This window comes from Bradyrhizobium sp. LHD-71, from assembly GCF_031157255.1.
GTDB lineage: Bacteria > Pseudomonadota > Alphaproteobacteria > Rhizobiales > Xanthobacteraceae > P52-10.
This window is the reverse complement of sequence record NZ_JAVIFX010000001.1, coordinates 252,522-273,120: the sequence shown is the minus strand read 5'-3', so window position 1 is coordinate 273,120 and position 20,599 is coordinate 252,522. Positions and strand designations below refer to the sequence as shown.

Sequence of the window (20,599 nt, the reverse complement as noted above, 5' to 3'; positions counted from 1 at the left end):
GCGCCGACGTTCTCGGTTCAGGTCAGTGACGGGTTCGACACGAGCAACACGTTCGACGCGACAATAGCCTTCAACGCCGTGAACGATCCTCCCGTTGCGGTCGCGGACACAAACTGGGTGCAGGAAGATCTGTACACCAGAGCCGAAGGCAACGTTATTCTCGGCGCCAGCCATTTACTCGACCCCGCGCTGGGCCATTTGCCGGGCGATACGTTCGCGGATGTTGCGGACACCGATGCCGAGGCCTCACCACTGACGCTGAACAGCGTGAATGGCTCGAGCGCCAACGTCAGCACCCCCATTGCCGGCAACCACGGCACCGCGTGGCTGAACCCGAGCGGCAGCTACTTCTACATCCTCAACAACGCGACAGCGCAGTGGCTGGACGCCGGCGAGACGGTGACCGACCAGTTTACATACACGGTGACGGACGGGACGGCGACGTCGAACACCTCAACGCTGACGATCACGATATTCGGCAGCAGCGACGCCGACAACTTCCAGTTCGCGGCAGATGTGGGCACGGCCGCGGACGAGCTTGCGTCAGCGCAAGGCACCGTCGATCTGTCGATGCTCATGACAGCAGGCAATGTCGAGGAGGGGATCGCCCAGGTTGCTGCAAGCGTGCCGGATGGGCTGACCTCGCTCGACGACGATCAGCTTTTCGCACCCCAGAACGTGCTCACGGCAAGCCTCGCCGCCACCGATTTCATCGTCAATCCGACCGGCGGTTTCCGTTGAACGGCTGACCAGCTCTTCGTCATTGCGAGCGAAGCGAAGCAATCCAGTCAGCAGATGTGGCACACGTGGCGCTGGATTGCTTCGTCGCCCATAGGCGAACGAAGCGACGCCGTTCTTCGAACGGCTATGAGGCGAGCGAAGCGACGCCGTTCGAAGAACGGCGATGCCTCGCAACGACGGGAGTCGAGCGACGGAGGCGAGAAAACCACCGAACTTGCGATCTGTCAGATCACCACGCGGCCGCCGCGATATGAATTCCGTCCGGGGACCCGCCCAAGGACGGTCGAGTATGCAGAGGGGCAAGGCGCGGTCTTACAGCACAGTGCTTGGATCCGAGCTCGCCAGGTCCGAACTCGGCCGGGCGATGCATGCTTGCCGTGGCGCCATCGTCGGCGTCGCCCTGATGAGCTGCATGGTGAATCTCCTCTACCTGACCGGCTCAGTGTTCATGCTGGAAATCTATGACCGCGTGCTGCCCAGCCGAAGCATCTCGACGCTTGTCGGTCTGACCGTCCTGGCCGGAGGCCTGTATGTCGCGCAGGGAATTCTCGACCTGATCCGCGGGCGCATCCTGGTGCGGATCGGAACGACGCTCGATGAGGCTCTGAGCGGCCGCGTGTTTGGAGCTGTCGTGCGGCTGCCCTTGGTGAGCAGCGGCAATGAAGGCCTGCAGCCGCTTCGCGACCTCGACAGCGTTCGTTCCTTTCTGTCCGGAATGGGGCCGAGCGCGCTTTTCGATCTGCCATGGCTTCCTGTCTACCTGGCCATCTGCTTCGTATTTCACCCGCTGATCGGAATGACGGCGCTGATTGGCGCCGTCATTCTGATCGCGCTCACGGTCGCGACCGAATATCTGACGCGCATCCAGTCGGTCGGCGGCGTGGGCCTTGCGGCGCATCGCAGCGACATCGCTTCTGCCAGTCACCGCAACGCGGAGGTCCTGCGCGCAATGGGGATGTCGAGGCATCTGATGATGCAATGGACCGACATCAACCGGAAATACCTGTCCGGCAGTCAGCGCACCAACGACGTCGCCGGCGGCCTTGGCGCCGTCGCCAAAGTGTTTCGCATGGCTCTGCAGTCGGCGGTGCTCGGCGTCGGCGCCTACCTTGTGATCCACCAGGAAGCGACGGCGGGCATCATCATCGCGGGCTCGATCCTGAGCGCAAGGGCGTTGGCCCCCGTGGACCTGGCGATTGCGAATTGGAGAGGCTTTGTGGCGGCCCGGCAGAGTTGGCAACGGCTGAACGGGCTGCTCAAACTGCTGCCGCCAGAGGGCGAGCCCATCCTGTTGGATCCGCCGTCGCAGCGCCTGTCGGTGGAGAACATCAGCGTCATCCCGCCTGGCGACGAGCGAGTCGTGGTACATGACGTGACGTTCGCGCTCGAAGCCGGACACGGCCTCGGCATCATCGGGCCAAGCGGATCGGGAAAGTCGTCCCTGCTGCGCGCGCTGGTCGGTGTGTGGTTGCCCGCGCGTGGCACGGTTCGGCTCGACGCGGCCGCCTTGAACCAGTGGTCCGCGCACAGTCTCGGACGGCACATCGGTTATCTGCCGCAGGATGTCGAGCTTTTTGCCGGTTCTGTCGCGCAGAATATTTGCCGACATAATCCCGACGCCCGGGCCGACGCAATTATCGCCGCTGCGAAGCAGGCCGGCGTCCACGAGCTGATCGTCGGGATGCGTGAGGGGTACGACACTCAGATCGGGGCGCACGGAAGCGTATTATCCGCCGGGCAGGCCCAGCGGATTGCCTTGGCGCGCGCGCTCTATGGCGATCCGTTTCTGATCGTCCTCGACGAACCCAACTCCAACCTTGATGCCGAAGGCGACGCAGCGCTCACGCGCGCAATACGCGCGGCGCGCGACCGCGGCGCCATCGTCATCGTCGTGGCGCACCGGCCGGTCGGAATCGAGGCGGTCGACCTGCTGCTTGTCATGAAGGAGGGACGTCTGCAGGCCTTTGGCGTGAAGGAGACGGTCCTGGGTCAGGTGCTTCAGCGGAGCCCGCATCCATCTCCCATCAAGATCGTAGCGGACGCAGGGGCCGCAAAACCATGATGGACACCGCATCGACTGGTACTGGCCGTTCGATCCGGGTTCACCTTCTCCTCGGCCTGATCGTCGTCGCGCTGCTCGCCGGTGGGCTCGGAGGCTGGGCATCGACGACAGAGATCTCCGGCGCGCTCATCGCGCCCGGTTCGATCGTGGTCGATTCGAACGTCAAGAAGGTTCAGCACCCGACAGGCGGCGTCGTCGGCGAATTGCATGCTCGCGACGGCGATGTGGTCAAGGCAGGCGACGTCGTCGTGCGCCTCGACGACACAGTGACCAGGGCCGGGCTCGCGATCGTCACCAAGAGCCTCAACGGCCTGCTGGCGCGCGCCGCGCGGCTCGAGGCGGAACAACGCGGCGCGGAGAGTATCGTCTTTTCGCCGGCGCTGATCGAGCAGGCGGGCGATCCAGAGGCCCAGGCGGTCATGGCGAGCGAAGCCAAGCTGTTTGAGGTCCGGTTGAACGGACGGATTGGCCAGAAGGCCCAGTTTCGGGAACGCATCGCCCAGTTGAACCAGGAGGTGTCCGGCCTCTCGGCCCAGGAGGCGGCAAAAAGGGGCGAGATTGAACTGGTGGCGACCGAATTGGGGGGCGTTCGCCAGCTCTTCGCCAAGAACCTCGTCGGAATTTCCAGGCTCACGGTTCTGGAGCGCGATGCCGCGCGCCTTGCCGGCGAACTCGGGCAGTTCGTCGCTGCGAAGGCGCAGGTATTGGGAAAGATCACCGAAATCGAGTTGCAGATCATCCAGATCGACAAGGACCTCGTGAGTGAGGCCTCGAAGGACTTGCGGGAGACCACCGAACGGATCGGCGAGTTCGTCGAGAGAAAGGTTACTGCTGAGGATCAATTGCGCCGCGTCAACATTCGCGCGCCGCAAGACGGAATGGTGCTGCAGTCGTCGGTCCACACCGTCGGCGGCGTGATCTCGGCAGGAGACGTCATCATGTTGATTGTGCCGCAGGCGGACAACCTATCCGTCGAGGCGAAGGTCAATCCCCAGGACATCGATCAGCTACAGATCGGACAAAGAACCTTGCTGCGTCTCTCGGCGCTGAACCAACGGACGACCCCGGAGCTCAATGGCACGGTAAGCCGGGTGTCGCCGGACACGACTGTGGATCAGCGCACAGGCCAGACCTTCTATACCATCCGGGTTTCTATGCCGACCGAAGAGATTGCGCGGCTTGGGCAGGTCAAGCTGATCCCGGGCATGCCGGTCGAGGCCTTTATCCAGACGGGAAATCGGACCATGCTGTCCTATCTCATGAAGCCGCTGCATGATCATTTGATGCGCGCGTTTCGCGAGAAATGATCTGCCCGATCTCCGAAAGTCTCTCAGAGATTGCGGCGAACTCGACTTCACCCTCCCCCTCGAGGGGGAGGGTCGCGTAGGCGGCCTGCCGGCCGCCGTTCTTTGAGAAAGCACGCCGATGCTTTGCGTCGGCTATGGAAGCGGTCGGGGTGGGGTGACAGCCTTTCCGCGCCGTATGAGCTGAACGTGATCAAACCAGCGTCTGCAATTGTCGAAAGGCACAGCACCCCACCCCGCTTGCTTCGCAAGCGACCCTCCCCCTCGAGGGGAGGGTGGAGCAAGTGCGTGGCGGTCTCCCGCTCAACCTCTCGCTTTGATCCGGGCGACAATGTTGATCAGACATGAAGACGCCGCGGCAACTTAGGCTGTTTGCGCGACGGTTCGGCCTCGCGAGGGCTCTTTGTCTCGTCCTGCTCGGTTTATTTGCCGCGTTGCGGATTGCCGACCCGTATCTGATCGAAGAGCTTCGTCTGCGAACGTTCGACACGTACCAGGCGCTCGATCCTCGAATGAAGGCGGCAAAGCCTGTCGCGATCGTTGATATCGATGAAGCGAGCCTTGCGAAGTACGGTCAATGGCCATGGCCAAGAACGCGTGTCGCAGATCTGGTGGCCGCGCTGACACGAATGGGCGCCATTGTGGTTGCCTTCGACGTAATGTTCCCCGAACCCGACAGGCTCAATCCGGATGTCGCCGCTGATTCATTCAGGAACCTCGACGAGGGCGTCAGGGCCATGCTGCGGGCGCTGCCGAGCAACGACGAGGTCCTCGCAGACACGATCAGCAGCACGCGCGTCGTCCTGGGAGAGACGGGGCTGCCTTCCGTTGGCCGGGAGACCGCGGACGCCCTGCCGATGACCGGCGTCGCCATGCTCGGTGAGGATCCCAAGCCTTTCCTGTTCGAATTCCCAGGCTTGCTTCGCAACATCGCGCCGCTGGAGCAAGCCGCCGCCGGCCGTGGGGTTCTGACGATACGGCCGGAACGGGACGGGATCGTGCGGCGGGTACCGATGGTGGTCATCGCTCAGGAGGCGGTGGTGCCGTCGCTCAGCCTCGAAACCCTGCGCGTTGTGACCGGGACGGAAACGATACTGATCAGATCTGATCGTGCGGGGATCAAGAGCGTGGCGGTCGATGGTTTCGACGTGCCGACTGACGCAAACGGACAGGTGTGGGTTCATTTTGCGCCGCGGGATCGGTCGATCTACGTGTCAGCGGCTGATGTGCTCGATGGACGCGTTCCAGCAGAGTCGATCGCGCGCAAGCTGGTCCTGATCGGAACGTCGGCGGCCGGGCTGCTCGATACCAAGACGACGCCGATTGACCGGGTGATGCCCGGAGTCGAAATCCACGCCCAGGTGCTTGAAAGCGTCCTTTCTCGCGCAGTCCTTTCGCAGCCCAATTACGGGGTCGGCGCCGAACTGGTCGCGGCAATCGCGTTGGGGCTTTTGATCATCTGGCTTGCGCCGCTTTTTGGCCCGAAGGCCCTGCTTGCTTTCGGCGTGGCGATTGCCGCCGGATTGATCGCGGTGTCCTGGTCCTTCTACGTGCGACACCGCCTGTTGATCGATTTCACCTATCCCTTGTTATCCAGCTGGCTGATCTACCTCACCTTGGCGTTCAGCAGCTACGTGCGCGAACAGGCGCAGCGCCGGCAGATCAGATCCGCCTTCGGCCAGTATCTGTCGCCGGTTCTTGTCGAGCAGTTGGCGCAGTCGCCGGAAAAACTCGTCCTCGGCGGCGAGGAGCGGGAAATGACCGTTATGTTGAGCGATGTCAGAGGTTTCACCGCGATTTCCGAAACCTACAAGCATGACCCCCAGGGCCTGACCGCGCTCATGAATCGTTTTCTGACGCCGCTCACCAACGCAATTCTCGATCACAAGGGAACGATCGACAAGTACATGGGTGACGCCATCATGGCGTTCTGGAATGCGCCGCTCGAGGATGATGCGCACCAGATCAATGCATGCGCAGCGGCACTGGACATGCTCGATCGGCTCGCGGCGCTCAACCAGGAGCTCGAGGACGAGGCACGGGAAAGCGGCCGGCCATTCATGCCACTGAAGATCGGCGTGGGCCTGAACACAGGCCCCTGCGTTGTCGGCAACCTGGGTTCGGACGTTCACTTTGACTATTCAGTGCTGGGGGACAGTGTCAACGTTGCAGCGCGCCTTGAGAGTCAGACGAAAATCTATGGTTTTCCGATCATCGCCGGCGCACGGACGGCGCTTGCCGCAAAGGACGCGTTTGCAATCCTGGAGATCGACTTCGTGATCGTGAAGGGAAAGACGGAGCCGGAATTCGTGTATGCAATTGTTGGCCGCAAGGACATGGCAGCGACGGATGAATTCCAGTGCATGCGCTCACTGCTGGCAGAAGTGCTCGGATGCTACCGCGGCCATGATTGGCAGGGGGCCTTACGGGCGATCGAGCGCGGACGTCAGAGGCCCGATCTCGCCGGTCTCGGCCCGCTGCTTGAGCTCTATGCCGAGCGAGTTCAGGCATTTCAGTCGAATTCGCCGCCCGAGAACTGGAACGGCGCCTACTTGCTTCTGGCCAAGTGAAGTGCCTTCAGCTGGCTTCGCCGCAAGTCGTCGCCGCGAAGGCGGAGACGCAGTCTTCGAAGGCCTCAGAAATTTTATCGCAGATGCGGCCGGTTACTGGAGGCCCACGCGGGCATGACGGCCGAGACCTCTCTGTGGAGCCACCGGCTCAGGCGTTGGCCGCGTGCGGAATCTCGATATCGACCGCGAGCGTCGAAACCCGATCACGGCGATCGAGTTTCACCTGAACCCTGTCGGGATCAATCCTCACGTGCCGGCTCACAAGCTCGAGAATTTCGTCACGCAGAAGGGCGGCCAGATCCGGCTTTCCGTCCTGGCGTCGCTCGTACTCAAGCAGGATCTGCAGCCGTTCACGCGCAACGGGAGCGGAGCCTTTCGATTTGAACAGATTGAAGATGTTCATGCTGCTCTCCGTCCGAACAGTTTGTTGAGCAGTCCCTTCTTCTCGGAGGGAATTGTCATGTCCACGGCTTCGCCGGCGAGCCGGCGCGCGGCATCCTTATAGGCGCGGGCGGGGGCGCTGTCGGCGCTGCTGATGGGAACGGGCGAGCCAAGATTCGACGCCCGCAACACCTCTTCGCTCTCCGGAACAATGCCCAGCAACGGAATCGACAGGATCTCGAGTACGTCGTCGATCCGAAGCATTTCACCGCGATTTGCTCGTCCGGGATCGTAGCGCGTGATCAAGAGATGCTTGTCAATGCGCTCGCCTTTCTCAGCCTTTATGGTCTTGGAATCCAGAAGGCCGATGATCCGATCGGAATCCCGCACCGAAGAGACTTCCGGGTTGGAAACGACGACCGCGGCGTCGGCATATCGCATCGCCAGTGTGGCTCCGCGCTCGATGCCGGCCGGGCTGTCGCAGATCACCCAATCGAAACGCTGGCGTAGCTCGTTGATGACGCGGCCGACGCCATCCTCGGTCAGGGCGTCCTTGTCCCGCGTCTGCGAAGCCGGAAGCAGGTAGAGGTTCTCGAGTCGCTTGTCGCGGATGAGTGCCTGGGGCAGCTTGGCCGTACCCTGGACCACGTTGATCAGATCGTAGACTACCCGTCGCTCGGCCCCCATCACCAGGTCCAGGTTGCGCAGACCGACGTCGAAGTCGATGACCGCGACCTTCTGGTCCATCTGCGCGAGCGCAGCCCCGAGCGCGGCTGTCGAGGTCGTCTTGCCGACGCCGCCCTTGCCGGATGTTACAACGATCACCTTAGCCATTTGGTCGCCCTCCCACGCGCTATTACCCAAGTGCCGATATCATCAGTGTCTCGCCGTCCAGCCAGGCTTGAACGGGTCGCGCGCAAAGGTTTGCCTCCAGATCGTCAGCGGTCCGGTAGTAACCGTCGATCGCCAGCAGCTCGGCCTCGATCCTTGAGCAGAAGATGCGCGCACGGCGGTTGCCGCCGGAAGCGCCGGCCAGCGCACGTCCGCGCAGCGTTCCATAGACATGGATCGATCCGCCGGCGACGATCTCCGCGCCCGATGCGACCGAGCCGAGGACGGTGACGTCGCCGTTCGGAAAGAAAATTGATTGGCCTGATCGCACCGGCTCTTCGAGCAGCAGTGACGTTGGCTCCGGCGCCGCCGTTGACTTGCGCGATGGCGTATTTGCAACCTCAAGTGTGGTCGCCCGCCCACCTTTCAGGGCAGGCGGCAATCCTGCGCCGAGCTGATCGGCGGCCACGCCTTCGATGCCCATGATACGGATACCGCGAGTCTCGAGCTCGGAGACGAGGTGCGCGATCGCCGATTGGCTCAAGTTCACCGACGCGAGATCGAGGACGGCTGGGCGGCCAAGAAAGAAGCCCGCCGAACTGCGTATCGATATTTCGAGGTCCGCAAGCCAGTCGGCAACCGGCGGCTCCGGCGACAGCACGAATGCCATATACGACCGGCCACGGAACCGTATGGAAGTGCGCGGACTGGCGACGTTAGACAAGACGAATCTCTCAGTTTCATTCCCCAGTACCCGAAATCCGAGCTACGCGCACATGGTTAACGGTTGGTTAACGAGCTGGCAGTCGCCGACAAGCGGTCTCGATGGGGCGGAAGCGAAATCCGAGGTTTCTCTGCCTGAGAGGCACCGGCCTTCTTAAGAAAGAACGGCGGCGCTATGCCATCACGGCTCCTGCTCGGCGTCGTCGCCAGGCGAAGCGCCGAGCAGGAATCCACAACCTCCGCGGCAACGAAATTGCACGCGCTCAATGCAGTCTTTGAATTCCGTGGTCATCGGTCCCTGCCTCTGCAGGGACGACTCAGAATGCTTGGCCTGCAATGACGTGTCTCACGCGCGCCATCACAACAGGTTTTTGATGTCCGATGTGAAAGTCGGGTAGGCGTAGATCTTGTCGCGGATTTGTGTCGCCGTCAGCTTGTGGGCGATCGCAAGGCCGAAGATGTTGACGAGCTCTTCGCCGGAGTGGCCGACGAAGTGCGCGCCGACAATGCTGTCGTCGGTTTCGTCGACGATGATTTTCGACCACGCGACCGTCTCCGCATAGGTGCGGGCAGAAAACCAGGAAAGCATGTCATTCACACGGACCTTGACCTTGCGGCTCTGGTCCCGGGCAGCTTGCTCGGTCAGTCCGACGCTGGAGAGGGCAGGAACGGTGTAGACGGCCGTCGGCACGCTCGCGTAATCGGGCGTGTGCCGCGGCCCATCGACAATGTTGCGTCCGACGATCTCGCCCTCGTAAGTAGCAATCGGCGAGAGCTGCGGCGACGTCGGCACAGCGTCACCGCAGACATAGACCGCGGGATTCGATGTCGAGCGCAAGTGCGCATCGAGTGCGATCCGGTTGTTGTCGTGCGCGACGTTTGCGGCGGCGAGATCAAGTGTATCGACGTTGGCGACGCGTCCGGCACCGTTGACGACGCGGTCGGCGTCGACGGTGAATGTCTTTCCGTCCCGCTCGAAGAAGACGCGGAGGGCGTCCGGCGTCTTTTCTACCCGGACCACCTTGATGCCGGTCTCAATGCGGATACCGAGCCGCTCGCTCTCGGCCTGCAGGCGGGCTACTGCGTCGGTATCCACCGCCGGCAGCAGCCGGGGCAGGACCTCCAGGATCGTGACCTTTGCGCCGGCGCGAGCATAGACATGGCTGAACTCCAGCGCGATCACACCGCCGCCGACGAAAACGATCGATGCCGGCGGCGTACGCTCACTCAAGACGTCGTCGGAGGTGATCATGTGCTCGGCACCCGGGATCGGCAGCGGGCGAGGCTTCGATCCGGTGGCGATCACGATGGTCTTCGCCTCCAGCATGCGGCCGTCGACGCGCGCCGCGTGCGGTCCGGTGAAGACGGCATCGCCGCGGACGATTCCGATACCGCGCTTCTCCATCGCCCGTGTCAGGCTCGCGGGCACGTCCTTGATCAGATCCTTCTCGCGATCGATCATCGCGGCCCAATCGAGATGTGGCTCGCCGACGGTGATGCGATGAACCTTTGCTTGCTCGATCTCGTGCAGCGCATGCGCAGCTGCGACCAGCACCTTCTTCGGCGTGCAACCGCGATTGGGGCAGGTGCCGCCCATATCGCGGCCTTCCACCATGGCGACCGACAGGCCCGCGGCTCGGGCACGGGTCGCCGCACCGATGCCGGCGTTGCCGCCGCCGATAATCAGAACGTCGAATTTGCTGGTCGCCATAGCGGTCGCTCCTCGAATTCGTGTGGCCCCCATCAACGCGCGAGCTTAAGCGATCATTATGACTGATCCGGTCACGTCATCGCGAGCAGTCGCGAGTTTCCGCATGGAGCCGACTGCGAGTTCTATCCTCACGGCATGGAAAGGCGCGCCCAATGCAGGGGCTGTAAGAATCCGGCACGAACTTTCGGATGGTGCAAATCAAATCGTCAAGACTGTTCGCAATGATGGCTGCCAGCCCGCCGCTCGAACACGTTTTCCGATGAGCAGATTTTCTATGCGGGCGCAGATTGCGGCGTCTGGTCAACCGGCAGCTTCACGACCTGGAGCAAGCCCTGCAAAGGGCCATTTTCTATCGTGATGCTGCCTCCGGCTCGCTGCACGATCTCATGTGCGATTGTCAGACCGAGTCCTGCACCGTCGATGTCCTTCGTGCGCGCAGGATGAACTCGGAAGAATGGCTCGAATACTTGACCGATCACCTCCGGCGGAATTCCTGGCCCGTCGTCATCTATGACAACGTGCGCCTGTGAAGACGTGCTTTGGACGGCGATGCGCGCTCGTTTGCCGTGGGTGGCCGCGTTGATGATCAAATTCCGAAAGGCGCGGTTGAGGCTCGTTCGGTTTGCCCGCACGATTGTTTGCGCGGAGCCGATGAGCGTGACGTCATATGACAATGTCTGCAACTCGCCGACGAGATCCGAAATCAACGTGTCTAGTCTGAGAGGTTCGGGCGCCGACTTTCCGGAGTCTTCCCGAACGAGGAGGATCGCGCTGTCTGCGATTCCCGCGAGCTCGTCGATGTCTTTGAGCCACATCCTGCGATCGTCGTCGTTCTCAACGAACTCCGCCCTCAAACGCATGCGCGTGATGGGTGTCCGCAAGTCGTGTCCGGCTGCGGCCACAAGGCGCATTCGACTCTCCAGGGCCACCTTGAGACGCGAGGACAGCGAGTTGAGTGCCTCGGCAGCGACGCGGGCCTCCGCTGGTCCCGTAATCGCAAGCTCCGGCAACAGGGCATCCGGCCCCACCGACTCGATCGCCCTCTCGAGCAGCACGAGAGGCTTGACCATGCGGTTGGCGAAGAAAAGCGCGATCGCGATCGCGCCGAGCGCAATGAGCCCGAGCCACATCGAAATTATGTTGAAGACACCGACTGACGGGGGCAGGTCGGTGATTTGTGTAACAAGCCAGCCTTGCTCGACAGCAATAGACAGCATCGGCATGTCTTGCGAGTTCCGAGATACGACGACGTCACGCGGTGCTCCCCGCGCTTCCAACGTCTCTCGCAACCACAACGTTACGTCAGTTTCGATGGCGCCCTCGGCTGGCGTCTGCTGAATTGGGGCCAAGGCAGGTTCGACACGCGCTACTTTCGCCAGCAATTGGACTTGGTCGGCGAGGGGGGCGAGCGCGTGCCGCTCATCTGGCGGGTTCAACAGATAGACAAGCACGCCAGTCAGGATGCTGACCACCGAAATGATCACGACGGCAATGAGCATGGCGAGTTTGGCTCGCAAGGTGGTCACGATGGAGATCCCCCGAACTCGACCTTCGCGAGCTGATATTCACTTCTGCAAACCGTCTTGATTGCGGGCGTGTCCAGTTTGCGTCTCAAGCGGCTGATAACGGCGTCGATCGAAACGATCGAGTTTTACGGCGAAGCATGGGTCAAAAGGAAGCCAGGATCCATATAGAAATACGGTCGCCCGCGTTTCCAGAAACACTTCGACACAAATTGATTGCGGCCAACATAGTCAGACCCACGCCGTCATTGCGAGCCGCGCGACACTACGCGTCATTGCGAGGGCGCAGCCCGAAGCAATCCAGTCTGAATCTGCTGCAAATGCCGCGCTGGATTGCCGCGTCGCTGCGCTCCTCGCAATGACGGAGTGTGACGATACGCACAGGATGCTCACAGGAAATTCGTTTTTTCAGAAATTGTTCTTGCCTTCATTCCTATCCGCAATACGATGCTCCCGTCCCGCTCCAACGGAAGGGCGCGTCGCGATCGTCTTATCGATGCGGAGCGGGATGCGATGGCCGTTACGATGCCGGGCCATAGGCGAGCGAAGCGACGCCGTTCTTCGAACGGCTATGGAAAGCGCCGGAGAAATCCGTGTGATGCCCGAAGGCAATCAAAGACGCCGGTACGACGGACGGACGGTCCAAGTGCATGTCCGGGCGACAGTTCGCACGAACCGGGCGAAGCCAGCGAAAGTGGCGAGGCCTGGGGACATGCAGCAAGCCGTGCAAAGAACCATCGCGTGCGGAGCGCAGGCGTCAAGCTGCCTCCGTGGCATTTGTTTTTTGCCATGTGCTTGCCAAGAGCACATGGCGCCGCGGGCGCGGTGAAACGCCCTTGCGTTCCGCACAGCCCTTTCGGGCAAGGGAAGGCACAAGACGACCGGCAAGCCCCAGGCCGGACAAGAACAGGGGGCGACGATGCATGTGTGCGATGCTGTTTGACAATTGAATCTGCGTTTTGCCACGCCAGATTAGTTATAGGCGGGCGGGAACGGAGACGGGCATGTCGGTTCCGGCGAACGAAAAGCATGGACCTCGCGTCGTAATCGTCGGCGCAGGCTTCGGCGGGCTCACGCTGGCAAAGGGGCTCGCGGAGTCGACGTATGATGTCACCGTGATCGACCGCCATAATTATTACCTGTTCCAGCCGCTGCTCTATCAGGTTGCGACGGCGGCGCTTTCGCCGGCCGACATCGCCGCGCCGATCCGCGCCATTCTCCGCGGCCAGGCGAACACCACGGTCGTGCTCGCCGATGTGTCCGGCATCGACGTCGTCGGCAAACAGGTGATCGTGGAAGACAGGCGCTTTCCCTACGACCTCCTGCTGTTGGCGACCGGCGCTCAGCATGCGTATTTCGGCCACGATGACTGGGCGGAGTTTGCTCCCGGTCTCAAGACGATCGACGATGCGACGTATCTGCGCCGACAGATCCTGCTGGCATTCGAGCGAGCGGAGGCTTCGAGCGATGCCGCCGAGCGGGCGCAGCTCCTGACTCTCGTCATCGTCGGTGGCGGGCCTACCGGTGTCGAAATGGCTGGCGCGATCGCCGAGCTCGCGAAGCGAGCGCTTGCAGCGGATTTCCGCAATATCGATCCGAAAAGCACGCGCGTTGTTCTGCTTGAAGGTGGGCCCCGGCTGCTCCCAACGTTCCATCCATCGTTATCGGAGAAGGCGCAGCGGTCATTGGAAGATCTCGGCGTCGAGGTGCGGCTCGGCGCCATGGTGACCGCGTGCAGCGCGGACGCCGTCGCTGTCGGCGACGAACGCATCGAGACGCGAACCATCATGTGGGCGGCGGGTGTCAAGGCGTCACCCGCCGCCCGATGGCTGGATGTCCCGACGGATCGCGTCGGGCGTGTCAAAGTCGAGCCCGATCTCTCGGTGCCGGGACATCCGGATATCTTCGTGCTGGGCGACACCGCGCTTGTCCTTGGTGCGGACGGTCAGCCTCTGCCGGGTGTCGCGCCTGTCGCAAAGCAGCAGGGCGCGTATCTCGCAAAACTGCTGGTCGCGCGGACGAAAGGTCGAACACTGCCGCCGTTCCGCTATCGCGACTACGGTTCGCTCGCTACCATCGGCCGCAGCCACGCCGTGGTGGACTTCGGCAAGGTTCATCTGTCGGGCTTCGTGGCCTGGCTGTTGTGGAGCTTTGCGCACATCTACTTCCTGATCGGCTTCCGCCGTCGCGCAATCGTCGCGCTGCACTGGGCCTGGAGCTACATCACCTTCCAGCGCGGCATGCGGTTGATCACCGGTTCGACCGGTTCACGCTTGAAGGACGATGCAGGCAAGGAAGGCGAAGGCGCGCGGATGCGCGGCGTCGCTTGAGTATGCACGTTGCTATCCGCGATGGATCGCGAGATAGCGCTTCGTAGTTTCAATTCTGCTGTCATTGTCAGCTGCTTCGAAGAGAGCGTAGCTTGCTCGTCGCGACGACGAGGAGGCTCACCCATGGGAAATCTCAGTGCAATCGAGCGCGTGGTGCGCGCCGTCTTCGGCGTCGTCGTTGTCAGCTATTCACTGCCGCGTGGATTGGACAACGACGCCTGGCATTGGATCGGCATTGCCGGAGCGTTTCTTCTGCTGACGGCTGCCGTCCGGTTCTGTCCGCTCTCTCAGCTCCTGGGTCGCTCGCGATCTTTGTCTCGGCCCTGAAGCAGGTACGTCGCCGAACAGCGTGACGATCGCTCCATTCGCAAAATGACGATCGCTCCATTCGCAAAATCAAGTAGGAAGCAAATGACCAAATCGCGTGTACTTCGTCTCGTCGTCTTTTTCCTGACGATGGGTTTCGTCTTCCCGAACGTCCTGCAGGAAGGCGGCCAGGAGACAGCGGCCGTGGAAGAGCAAGTCAGTAAATAGCGGTCGGCCGGCACAGGCGGTCGCAAGAGTGAGGTCGGTCGGCGCCCGTCAATGCGACGGTCGGGCGCTGTTCCCGACCCCTCATGGCCGGTTCACGGCAGCGGCAGCCGGTGTATGCTGTCGCCATGAATCTTCACTCGCTTCTGCTTCAGCGTGAGGTTGCCGGGCGACCCATTCGGGTCGGCGTCATCGGCGCGGGCAAATTCGGAACCATGTTCCTGGCACAGGCCCGGCTGACGCGGGGCCTCCATGTCGCGGCGGTCGCCGACCTCGACGTCGCGCGCGCCATGACGCAGCTCGCGACGGCGGGCTGGCCTGCAGAACAGTTCGGCGCCGGATCGCTCGGTGAGGCGCTGCGCACCCGCGCCACCTGCGTGACCGCCGACGCGGACGCGCTGATCGACTTTCCCGGGATCGAAGTCGTGGTCGAAGCGACCGGCATTCCCGAGGTGGGCATCAAGCACGCGCTCGGCGCGATCGCTCATGGCAAGCACGTGGTCATGGTCAATGTCGAGGCGGACGCGCTGGCCGGTCCGTTGCTCGCCCAGAAGGCGAAAGCGGCGGGGACCGTTTACAGCCTCGCCTGGGGTGACCAGCCGGCGCTGATCTGCGAACATGTCGACTGGGCGCGGGCGTGCGGCTTCAAGGTCGTCGCCGCCGGCAAGGGCACGCGCTACGAGCCGCACTACCATCAGTCCAATCCGGACAATGTCTGGGACATCCTCGACAAGTATCTGAACATCGCCGATCGCGCCTCGATCAATCCGAAGATGTTCAACAGCTTCGTCGATGGCACCAAGTCCGGTATCGAGATGACGGCGGTCTGCAACGCTACCGGCCTCGTGCCGCAGAGCGAAGGCTTGAGTTTTCCGCCGGCGACGCGCTTCGAGCTGGCCGAGATCTGCAAGCCGAAAAGTGCAGGTGGCGTGCTGGAGAAAGAGGGGGTGACCGAGGTCGTTTCCTCGGTTGACCGCAAGGGGCGCGACGTGCCGCATCATCTGGCGCTCGGCACCTACGTGGTGATCGAAGGCGAAACCGACTACGCGCGCCGCTGTTTCAAGGAGTACGCGATGCTGCCGGATGCGGGCGGGCGTTACGCCGCGCTGTACCGGCCCATCCACATGATTGGGCTCGAGCTCGGCATCTCGGTCGCGAGTGCTGCACTCCGTGGCGAGCCGACCGGTGCGCCGACAGGCTTTCGCTCCGACGTGGTGGCGACCGCCAAGCGGCCTTTGAAACGGGGCGAGGTGCTGGACGGCGAGGGCGGCTTCTGCGTCTGGGGCAAGCAGACGCCGGCGGAGCGCTCGCTCGAGCGCGGCTTCCTGCCTCTTGGACTTGCGCAGAACGTGCGGCTGAAACGCGAGGTGGCCGAAGGCGAGGCCCTGAAATGGACCGACGTGGAGCACGATCCGAACGATCTTGCCGTGCGGACGCGCCGTGAGATGGAAGCGGCCTTCGGCCCTGCCGCTGCGGCTCGCTAGCCCGGGGCCGACTAGAACTTGTCCTTGAGCTCGCTCATGACCTTGCTGGCGCGATCGGGGCGGGGGCCGGCTACCACGAAGAGAACCACGTCCTTGCCCGGCACGCAGCGCACCGACGCCGTGTAGTCGCCCTGTTCGCCATAGACGGTGAGCTGCAGCACCTGCAGGTTTCTCGTCAGGCCTGCCTCGCGCATGATTGCCTCGCCTCGCTTCAGGCATTCGGCAAGATCAAGCGTGGTCGCCTGCAGGCTTGTGGTCATGCTGGGACCTGCGTTTGCAGGCAGCGCGGCGGTGATCAGGACAGCGGCAAGGGTTGTGCGGAGTAGGATCGTCGAGGTCATCTGGTCCGAAGGCAGCTAAGTGTCATTGCGCGTCGTCACAATCTAGACGACGCCGGTTGCGGCAGCAATTTGAGTGCGATCGCGCGGGCCGTTTGTCAACGGCACGCCGATTGGCTAAGGCGGGCGGGCCACAGGCAGTTCGAGACGTGTGAGAAGCGCGGGGTTTCATGGCCGACGATCGAGACCGGGCTGATACGACCGCGCCGACCGAGGGTGAGGCCTTTCTCGCCCGCGTGCCGATGCGCGATGAGGACGGCGCCGTCCGCGAGGCCTTCATCGAAGACGTTTCCGGCAGCATCCAGCGCGGCGATGCCGGCTTCCTGCGCTCCCTGGTCGGCGAACTGCACGAGGCGGATCTCGGCGATCTGATCGAGGCGCTGGAGCCTGAGCTGCGGCTGCGCCTGATCGAGCTTGCCGGCAAAGACTTCGACTTCTCGGCGCTCAACGAGGTCGACGAATCGGTCCGCGAGGAAATCCTCGAGGAATTGCCGCCGCAGACAGTCGCCGAGGGCGTGCGCGAGCTGGAATCCGACGACGCCGTCGAGTTGCTGGAGCACCTGCCCGAGGAAAGCCAGGAGGAGATCCTCGAGAGGCTGCCTGCCTCCGAGCGACGGATGATCGAGCGGGGCCTTCTGTACCCCGAAAATTCCGCCGGGCGGCGGATGCAGACCGACTTCATCTCGGTGCCGCCCGATTGGACAGTTGGCCAGACCATCGACTACATGCGCGAGACGCCGGACCTGCCGGAGCGCTTTTACGAGCTTTATGCCACCGATGAGGAGCGTCGGCTGCGCGGCGCGGTATCGCTCGATGCGCTGCTGCGCGCGCGCCGGCCGGTGCCGATCGCCGAACTGATGGATGAGGAGCGCCGCCGGGTGCGTGCCACGGACGACCAGGAGGAGGTCGCGCGGCTGTTCGGCAAGTACAACCTCGTCGCCGCGCCTGTGGTCGATCAGGACGAGCGGCTGGTCGGCGTCATCACCGTCGACGACGTGGTCGACGTGATCGAGGAGGAAGCCGAAGAGGACCTGAAGGCGCTCGGCGGCGTCACGCGCGACGAAGGGCTGTCCGACACGGTCTGGACCATCGCCAGAGGCCGCTTCCCCTGGCTGTTCGTCAACATGCTGACCGCCTGCCTGTCCGCCTTTGTCATCAGCAGGTTCGAGAATGCGCTTGAGAAAATGGTGGCGCTGGCGGTGCTGATGCCGGTGGTGGCCAGCATGGGCGGCAACGCCGGCACCCAGACCATGACCGTTGCGGTGCGTGCGCTTGCGACCCGGGAGCTCAACCGTGGCAACGCCTTGCGCATCCTGCGGCGCGAGCTTCTGGTCGGTGTCCTGAACGGGCTTGGCTTCGCTGTCATTCTCGGCGCGATAGCGGCGACCGCTTTCAAGATCGCAGACCTCGGCGCGGTGATCGGGCTTGCCATGGTCACCGTGTTGATCTGCGCGGCGCTCGGCGGTCTCGTGATCCCGCTGACGCTGAACCGGATGGGCGTCGATCCGGCCGTCTCCTCCGGCCCCTTCGTGACCACGGTCACCGACGTGGTCGGCTTCCTTTCGTTTCTCGGCATCGCGACCCTGTGGTTCGGGCTCAATTAAGTCTTCATTAACCATAACTGCCCAGCATGGTTTCGATTCGGAGATATCCCCATGCGGCGGCTCAGACTGAAAGCAGACGGGCGTATCGTTGAAGTGCAGGATGGCAACGAAGCACCGCTGGTGCCGACGCTGCCGCCCGGGGTCGACCTCATAGCGCCGGTGCTCGACGTTCGTGCGTTGCGCAACCGTTCGCAGCTGACGCAGGTCGAGTTTGCCGAACGGCTCGGCGTGCCGCTCGAGACCATCCGGAACTGGGAGCAGGGCAAGCGTGAGCCGCGCGGACCGGCGCGGGCATTGCTGACACTGATCGCCCGTGCGCCGGATCTGACCTTTGCGCTGCTCGCCAAGGCGTCATCGCCACATTGACGCCGAACCTGCCGACCCCTCATCATCGGCGACGAGGGGCCGAGCTGGAGACGCTCATGCACATCATTGAAGCCGGCGGAGCGCGTATTCCGGCCATAGGCCTCGGAACCTGGGAGTTGCGCGGCCGCACCTGCGCGCGCATCGTCGAGCAGGCGCTGCGTCTTGGCTATCGGCACATCGATACCGCGCAGATGTACGACAACGAGCGCGAAGTCGGCGAGGGGCTGCGCGCATCCGGCGTGCCGCGCGACGATGTCTTCGTCACGACGAAAGTCTGGCCGACGCATTTCGCGCCGAACGACCTCATCCGCTCGTTGAAGGAGAGCCTCGTCAAGTTGCGCATGACGGACGTCGATCTCGTGCTGCTGCACTGGCCGAGCACCCGTGTGCCATTGAACGAAACGCTCGAGGGGCTGGCGCATGCGAAGCAAACGGGCCTCACGAGGCATATCGGCATCTCGAACTTCAACGTGACGTTGATGCGCGAGGCGGTTTCGCTGTCGGCCGAACCGCTGGTGTGCAATCAGGTCGAGTATCATCCTTATCTTGACCAGGCCAAGGTGCTCGACGCCTGCAACAGTCTTGGTCTGGTCACCGTCGCCTATTCGCCGATCGCGAAGGGGCGGGTTAAGGACGATCGGACCTTGGCCCGGATCGCCAGCCTGCATCGCAAGACCGCGGCGCAGGTCTGCCTGCGCTGGCTCGTTCAGCAGAACGTTGCCGCGATTCCGCGCACCTCGAAGCTCGAGCGGCTGCAGGAAAATCTGGCGGTGTTCGACTTCGCGCTGAGCGACGACGAAATGACGACAATCTCCGCCATGGGCAGCAGCAAGGGCCGGCTCCTTGCGGGCGGAGCGGATTGGGATTGACCGGTCGCATCGGCCGTTCCGATTGATCTTGTGATCCGCTTCGCGCATGAAAGCTGCGCCATGTTCTTCGCGCTTTCGAAAATCCTTGGCTTCCTGACAGTCCCGTCCAACGTCCTGGCGGTCGTGGCGATCACCGGCGTCTGCCTGTTGATGACGCGCTGGCTGAGGCTGGCGAGGGTGCTTTTGATCGGCAGTATCGGGCTGCTTGTGGTTCTCGGGTTCTCGCCCTTGAGCAATGCATTGCTGCTGCCGCTGTCCGAACGGTTTCCGGCGTGGGAAAGCGGGGGCAGGGATCCCGAAGGCGTGATCGTGTTGGGCGGCGCGATCGATCCTGAGGTCTCGGCCGCGCGCGATGCGGTCGAACTGGACTCCTCGGCCGAGCGCATGACGGCGCTGGTGATGCTGGCGCGCCGCTTCCCGGAAGCGCGCATCGTCTTCTCGGGCGGCAGCGGCAATCTGATCCAGAACACGTTCGCTGAGGCGCCGTTTGCGCGCAAGCTGCTGGCCGAGGCCGGCATCTCAGGCGACCGCTTCGTCTTCGAGGAAACCTCCCGCACCACCTACGAGAATGCGGTCAACTCGCGCGACCTGCTGAAGCCGAAGGCGGGCGAGCGCTGGCTGCTCGTCACCTCGTCCTTTCACATGCCGCGGTCGGTCGGCGCCTTCCGCAAGGCGGGCTTCGATGTCGAGGCGTTTCCGGTCGATTGGCGCACCCGTGGCTGGCGCGACCTGTGGCAACCCTTCGCCAGGCTCAGCAGCGGCCTCGCTCGGGCGGATGTCGCGGTCCACGAATGGACCGGCTTGGTCATCTACTGGCTGACCGACCGCAGCAGCGCGCTGTTTCCGGCGCCGCACCCGGCAGCCACTAGTCGTGGCGCGGCAGGCCAAGCCGGTAGACGCCCCTGAAATCGCTCGGATCGGCAGGCCTGCCTTTGCGGTAGATGATGAGCCGTCCATCGAGGGCGAGTTTCACAGCCGCGCGGCGGATGGGCACGAGCAGGTCGTGCCAGTTGCCTTCTACCGCGATCTCCTGTGCAAGCTCGGGAGCGCTGAGCGTCTTGCCGGGCACGCGCCCGAGCGCTTTCAGCAGTGCTATTTCAAGGGGAGCGGCGGAAGCATCGGCAGAATCGGGACTGAACATCGGCATGCCTTGCCGGATCAGGCCTCGGGAGGCAACCCTTCCGATCTGGCGGGGTGACCACGTTTGGCGTAAAAGCCGAGCCCGATGGAA

General features: G+C 63.1%; 19 protein-coding genes. 12 read left to right on the top strand and 7 right to left on the bottom strand.

All coding sequences use genetic code 11. From position 1 onward, the window contains the following. From RCO31_RS01340 to RCO31_RS01325, 4 genes are all read left to right on the top strand, one after another. Positions 1-741: VCBS domain-containing protein (locus tag RCO31_RS01340; RefSeq protein ID WP_308966371.1), on the top strand; the 741-nt coding region annotated here is incomplete at its 5' end. A gap of 289 nt (positions 742-1,030) precedes the next feature. Further along, positions 1,031-2,803, top strand: coding sequence for a type I secretion system permease/ATPase (locus RCO31_RS01335; RefSeq protein ID WP_308966370.1), 1,773 nt, complete (start codon positions 1,031-1,033; stop codon positions 2,801-2,803). Next, entirely contained in the window at positions 2,800-4,110 is a 1,311-nt protein-coding gene (locus RCO31_RS01330; RefSeq protein WP_308966369.1) for an HlyD family type I secretion periplasmic adaptor subunit, read from the top strand. The genes RCO31_RS01335 and RCO31_RS01330 overlap by 4 nt, the downstream gene beginning before the upstream one ends. A gap of 341 nt (positions 4,111-4,451) precedes the next feature. After that, positions 4,452-6,677, top strand: coding sequence for an adenylate/guanylate cyclase domain-containing protein (locus RCO31_RS01325; protein ID WP_308966368.1), 2,226 nt, complete (start codon positions 4,452-4,454; stop codon positions 6,675-6,677). Positions 6,678-6,825: 148 nt separating this feature from the next. Here the strand turns inward: RCO31_RS01325 and minE are convergent, their stop codons facing one another. The 5 genes from minE to RCO31_RS01300 form a co-directional block, all read right to left on the bottom strand. Then, positions 6,826-7,080, bottom strand: coding sequence for a cell division topological specificity factor MinE (gene minE / locus RCO31_RS01320; RefSeq protein ID WP_308966367.1), 255 nt, complete (start codon positions 7,078-7,080; stop codon positions 6,826-6,828). Next, the gene (minD, locus tag RCO31_RS01315) at positions 7,077-7,892 is read right to left on the bottom strand and encodes a septum site-determining protein MinD (RefSeq protein ID WP_308966366.1); all 816 of its coding nucleotides are present in this window, start codon (positions 7,890-7,892) and stop codon (positions 7,077-7,079) included. The genes minE and minD overlap by 4 nt, the downstream gene beginning before the upstream one ends. A gap of 22 nt (positions 7,893-7,914) precedes the next feature. Then, positions 7,915-8,559, bottom strand: a complete 645-nt coding sequence (minC, locus tag RCO31_RS01310) for a septum site-determining protein MinC (RefSeq protein WP_308966365.1) — start codon at positions 8,557-8,559, stop codon at positions 7,915-7,917. 411 nt (positions 8,560-8,970) lie between these two features. Continuing rightward, a complete protein-coding gene (locus RCO31_RS01305) occupies positions 8,971-10,323 on the bottom strand; it encodes an NAD(P)/FAD-dependent oxidoreductase (RefSeq protein WP_308966364.1) in 1,353 nt (450 codons plus the stop codon). Between the two features lie 272 nt (positions 10,324-10,595). Next, positions 10,596-11,849 (bottom strand): ATP-binding protein, encoded by a 1,254-nt coding sequence (locus tag RCO31_RS01300; protein ID WP_308966363.1) that lies wholly within the window; start codon positions 11,847-11,849, stop codon positions 10,596-10,598. Positions 11,850-12,850: 1,001 nt separating this feature from the next. Between RCO31_RS01300 and RCO31_RS01295 the strand changes: the two genes are divergently transcribed. From RCO31_RS01295 to RCO31_RS01280, 4 genes are all read left to right on the top strand, one after another. Next, positions 12,851-14,176 carry an NAD(P)/FAD-dependent oxidoreductase gene (locus RCO31_RS01295; protein WP_308966362.1) on the top strand — a complete coding sequence of 442 codons (1,326 nt, stop codon included), beginning with the start codon at positions 12,851-12,853 and terminating at the stop codon, positions 14,174-14,176. Positions 14,177-14,299: 123 nt separating this feature from the next. Continuing rightward, positions 14,300-14,503 (top strand): DUF2892 domain-containing protein, encoded by a 204-nt coding sequence (locus RCO31_RS01290; RefSeq protein WP_308966361.1) that lies wholly within the window; start codon positions 14,300-14,302, stop codon positions 14,501-14,503. 84 nt (positions 14,504-14,587) lie between these two features. Then, the gene (locus RCO31_RS01285) at positions 14,588-14,710 is read left to right on the top strand and encodes a hypothetical protein (protein WP_308966360.1); all 123 of its coding nucleotides are present in this window, start codon (positions 14,588-14,590) and stop codon (positions 14,708-14,710) included. A gap of 125 nt (positions 14,711-14,835) precedes the next feature. After that, complete coding sequence (locus tag RCO31_RS01280) at positions 14,836-16,191, top strand: SAF domain-containing protein (protein WP_308966359.1); 1,356 nt, start codon at positions 14,836-14,838, stop codon at positions 16,189-16,191. A gap of 11 nt (positions 16,192-16,202) precedes the next feature. On the opposite strand, the gene RCO31_RS01275 is transcribed toward RCO31_RS01280, so the two are convergent. Then, the gene (locus RCO31_RS01275) at positions 16,203-16,532 is read right to left on the bottom strand and encodes a hypothetical protein (protein ID WP_308966358.1); all 330 of its coding nucleotides are present in this window, start codon (positions 16,530-16,532) and stop codon (positions 16,203-16,205) included. Positions 16,533-16,699: 167 nt separating this feature from the next. Here RCO31_RS01275 and mgtE point away from each other — a divergent pair, with 167 nt between their 5' ends. Genes mgtE through RCO31_RS01255 form a run of 4 tightly spaced genes read left to right on the top strand, consistent with a single transcriptional unit; the run spans position 16,700 to position 20,274 of the window. Beyond that, the gene (gene mgtE, locus RCO31_RS01270) at positions 16,700-18,133 is read left to right on the top strand and encodes a magnesium transporter (protein ID WP_308966357.1); all 1,434 of its coding nucleotides are present in this window, start codon (positions 16,700-16,702) and stop codon (positions 18,131-18,133) included. Between the two features lie 51 nt (positions 18,134-18,184). After that, positions 18,185-18,499, top strand: a complete 315-nt coding sequence (locus RCO31_RS01265) for a helix-turn-helix domain-containing protein (RefSeq protein ID WP_308966356.1) — start codon at positions 18,185-18,187, stop codon at positions 18,497-18,499. Between the two features lie 56 nt (positions 18,500-18,555). After that, positions 18,556-19,368 carry an aldo/keto reductase gene (locus RCO31_RS01260; protein WP_308966355.1) on the top strand — a complete coding sequence of 271 codons (813 nt, stop codon included), beginning with the start codon at positions 18,556-18,558 and terminating at the stop codon, positions 19,366-19,368. Between the two features lie 60 nt (positions 19,369-19,428). Continuing rightward, on the top strand, positions 19,429-20,274 hold the full coding sequence (locus RCO31_RS01255; RefSeq protein ID WP_308966354.1) for a YdcF family protein: 846 nt from the start codon (positions 19,429-19,431) through the stop codon (positions 20,272-20,274). Here RCO31_RS01255 and RCO31_RS01250 read toward each other — a convergent pair. Continuing rightward, positions 20,234-20,509 carry a DUF3253 domain-containing protein gene (locus tag RCO31_RS01250; RefSeq protein ID WP_308966353.1) on the bottom strand — a complete coding sequence of 92 codons (276 nt, stop codon included), beginning with the start codon at positions 20,507-20,509 and terminating at the stop codon, positions 20,234-20,236. The genes RCO31_RS01255 and RCO31_RS01250 overlap by 41 nt on opposite strands. Positions 20,510-20,599 lie beyond the last annotated feature (90 nt).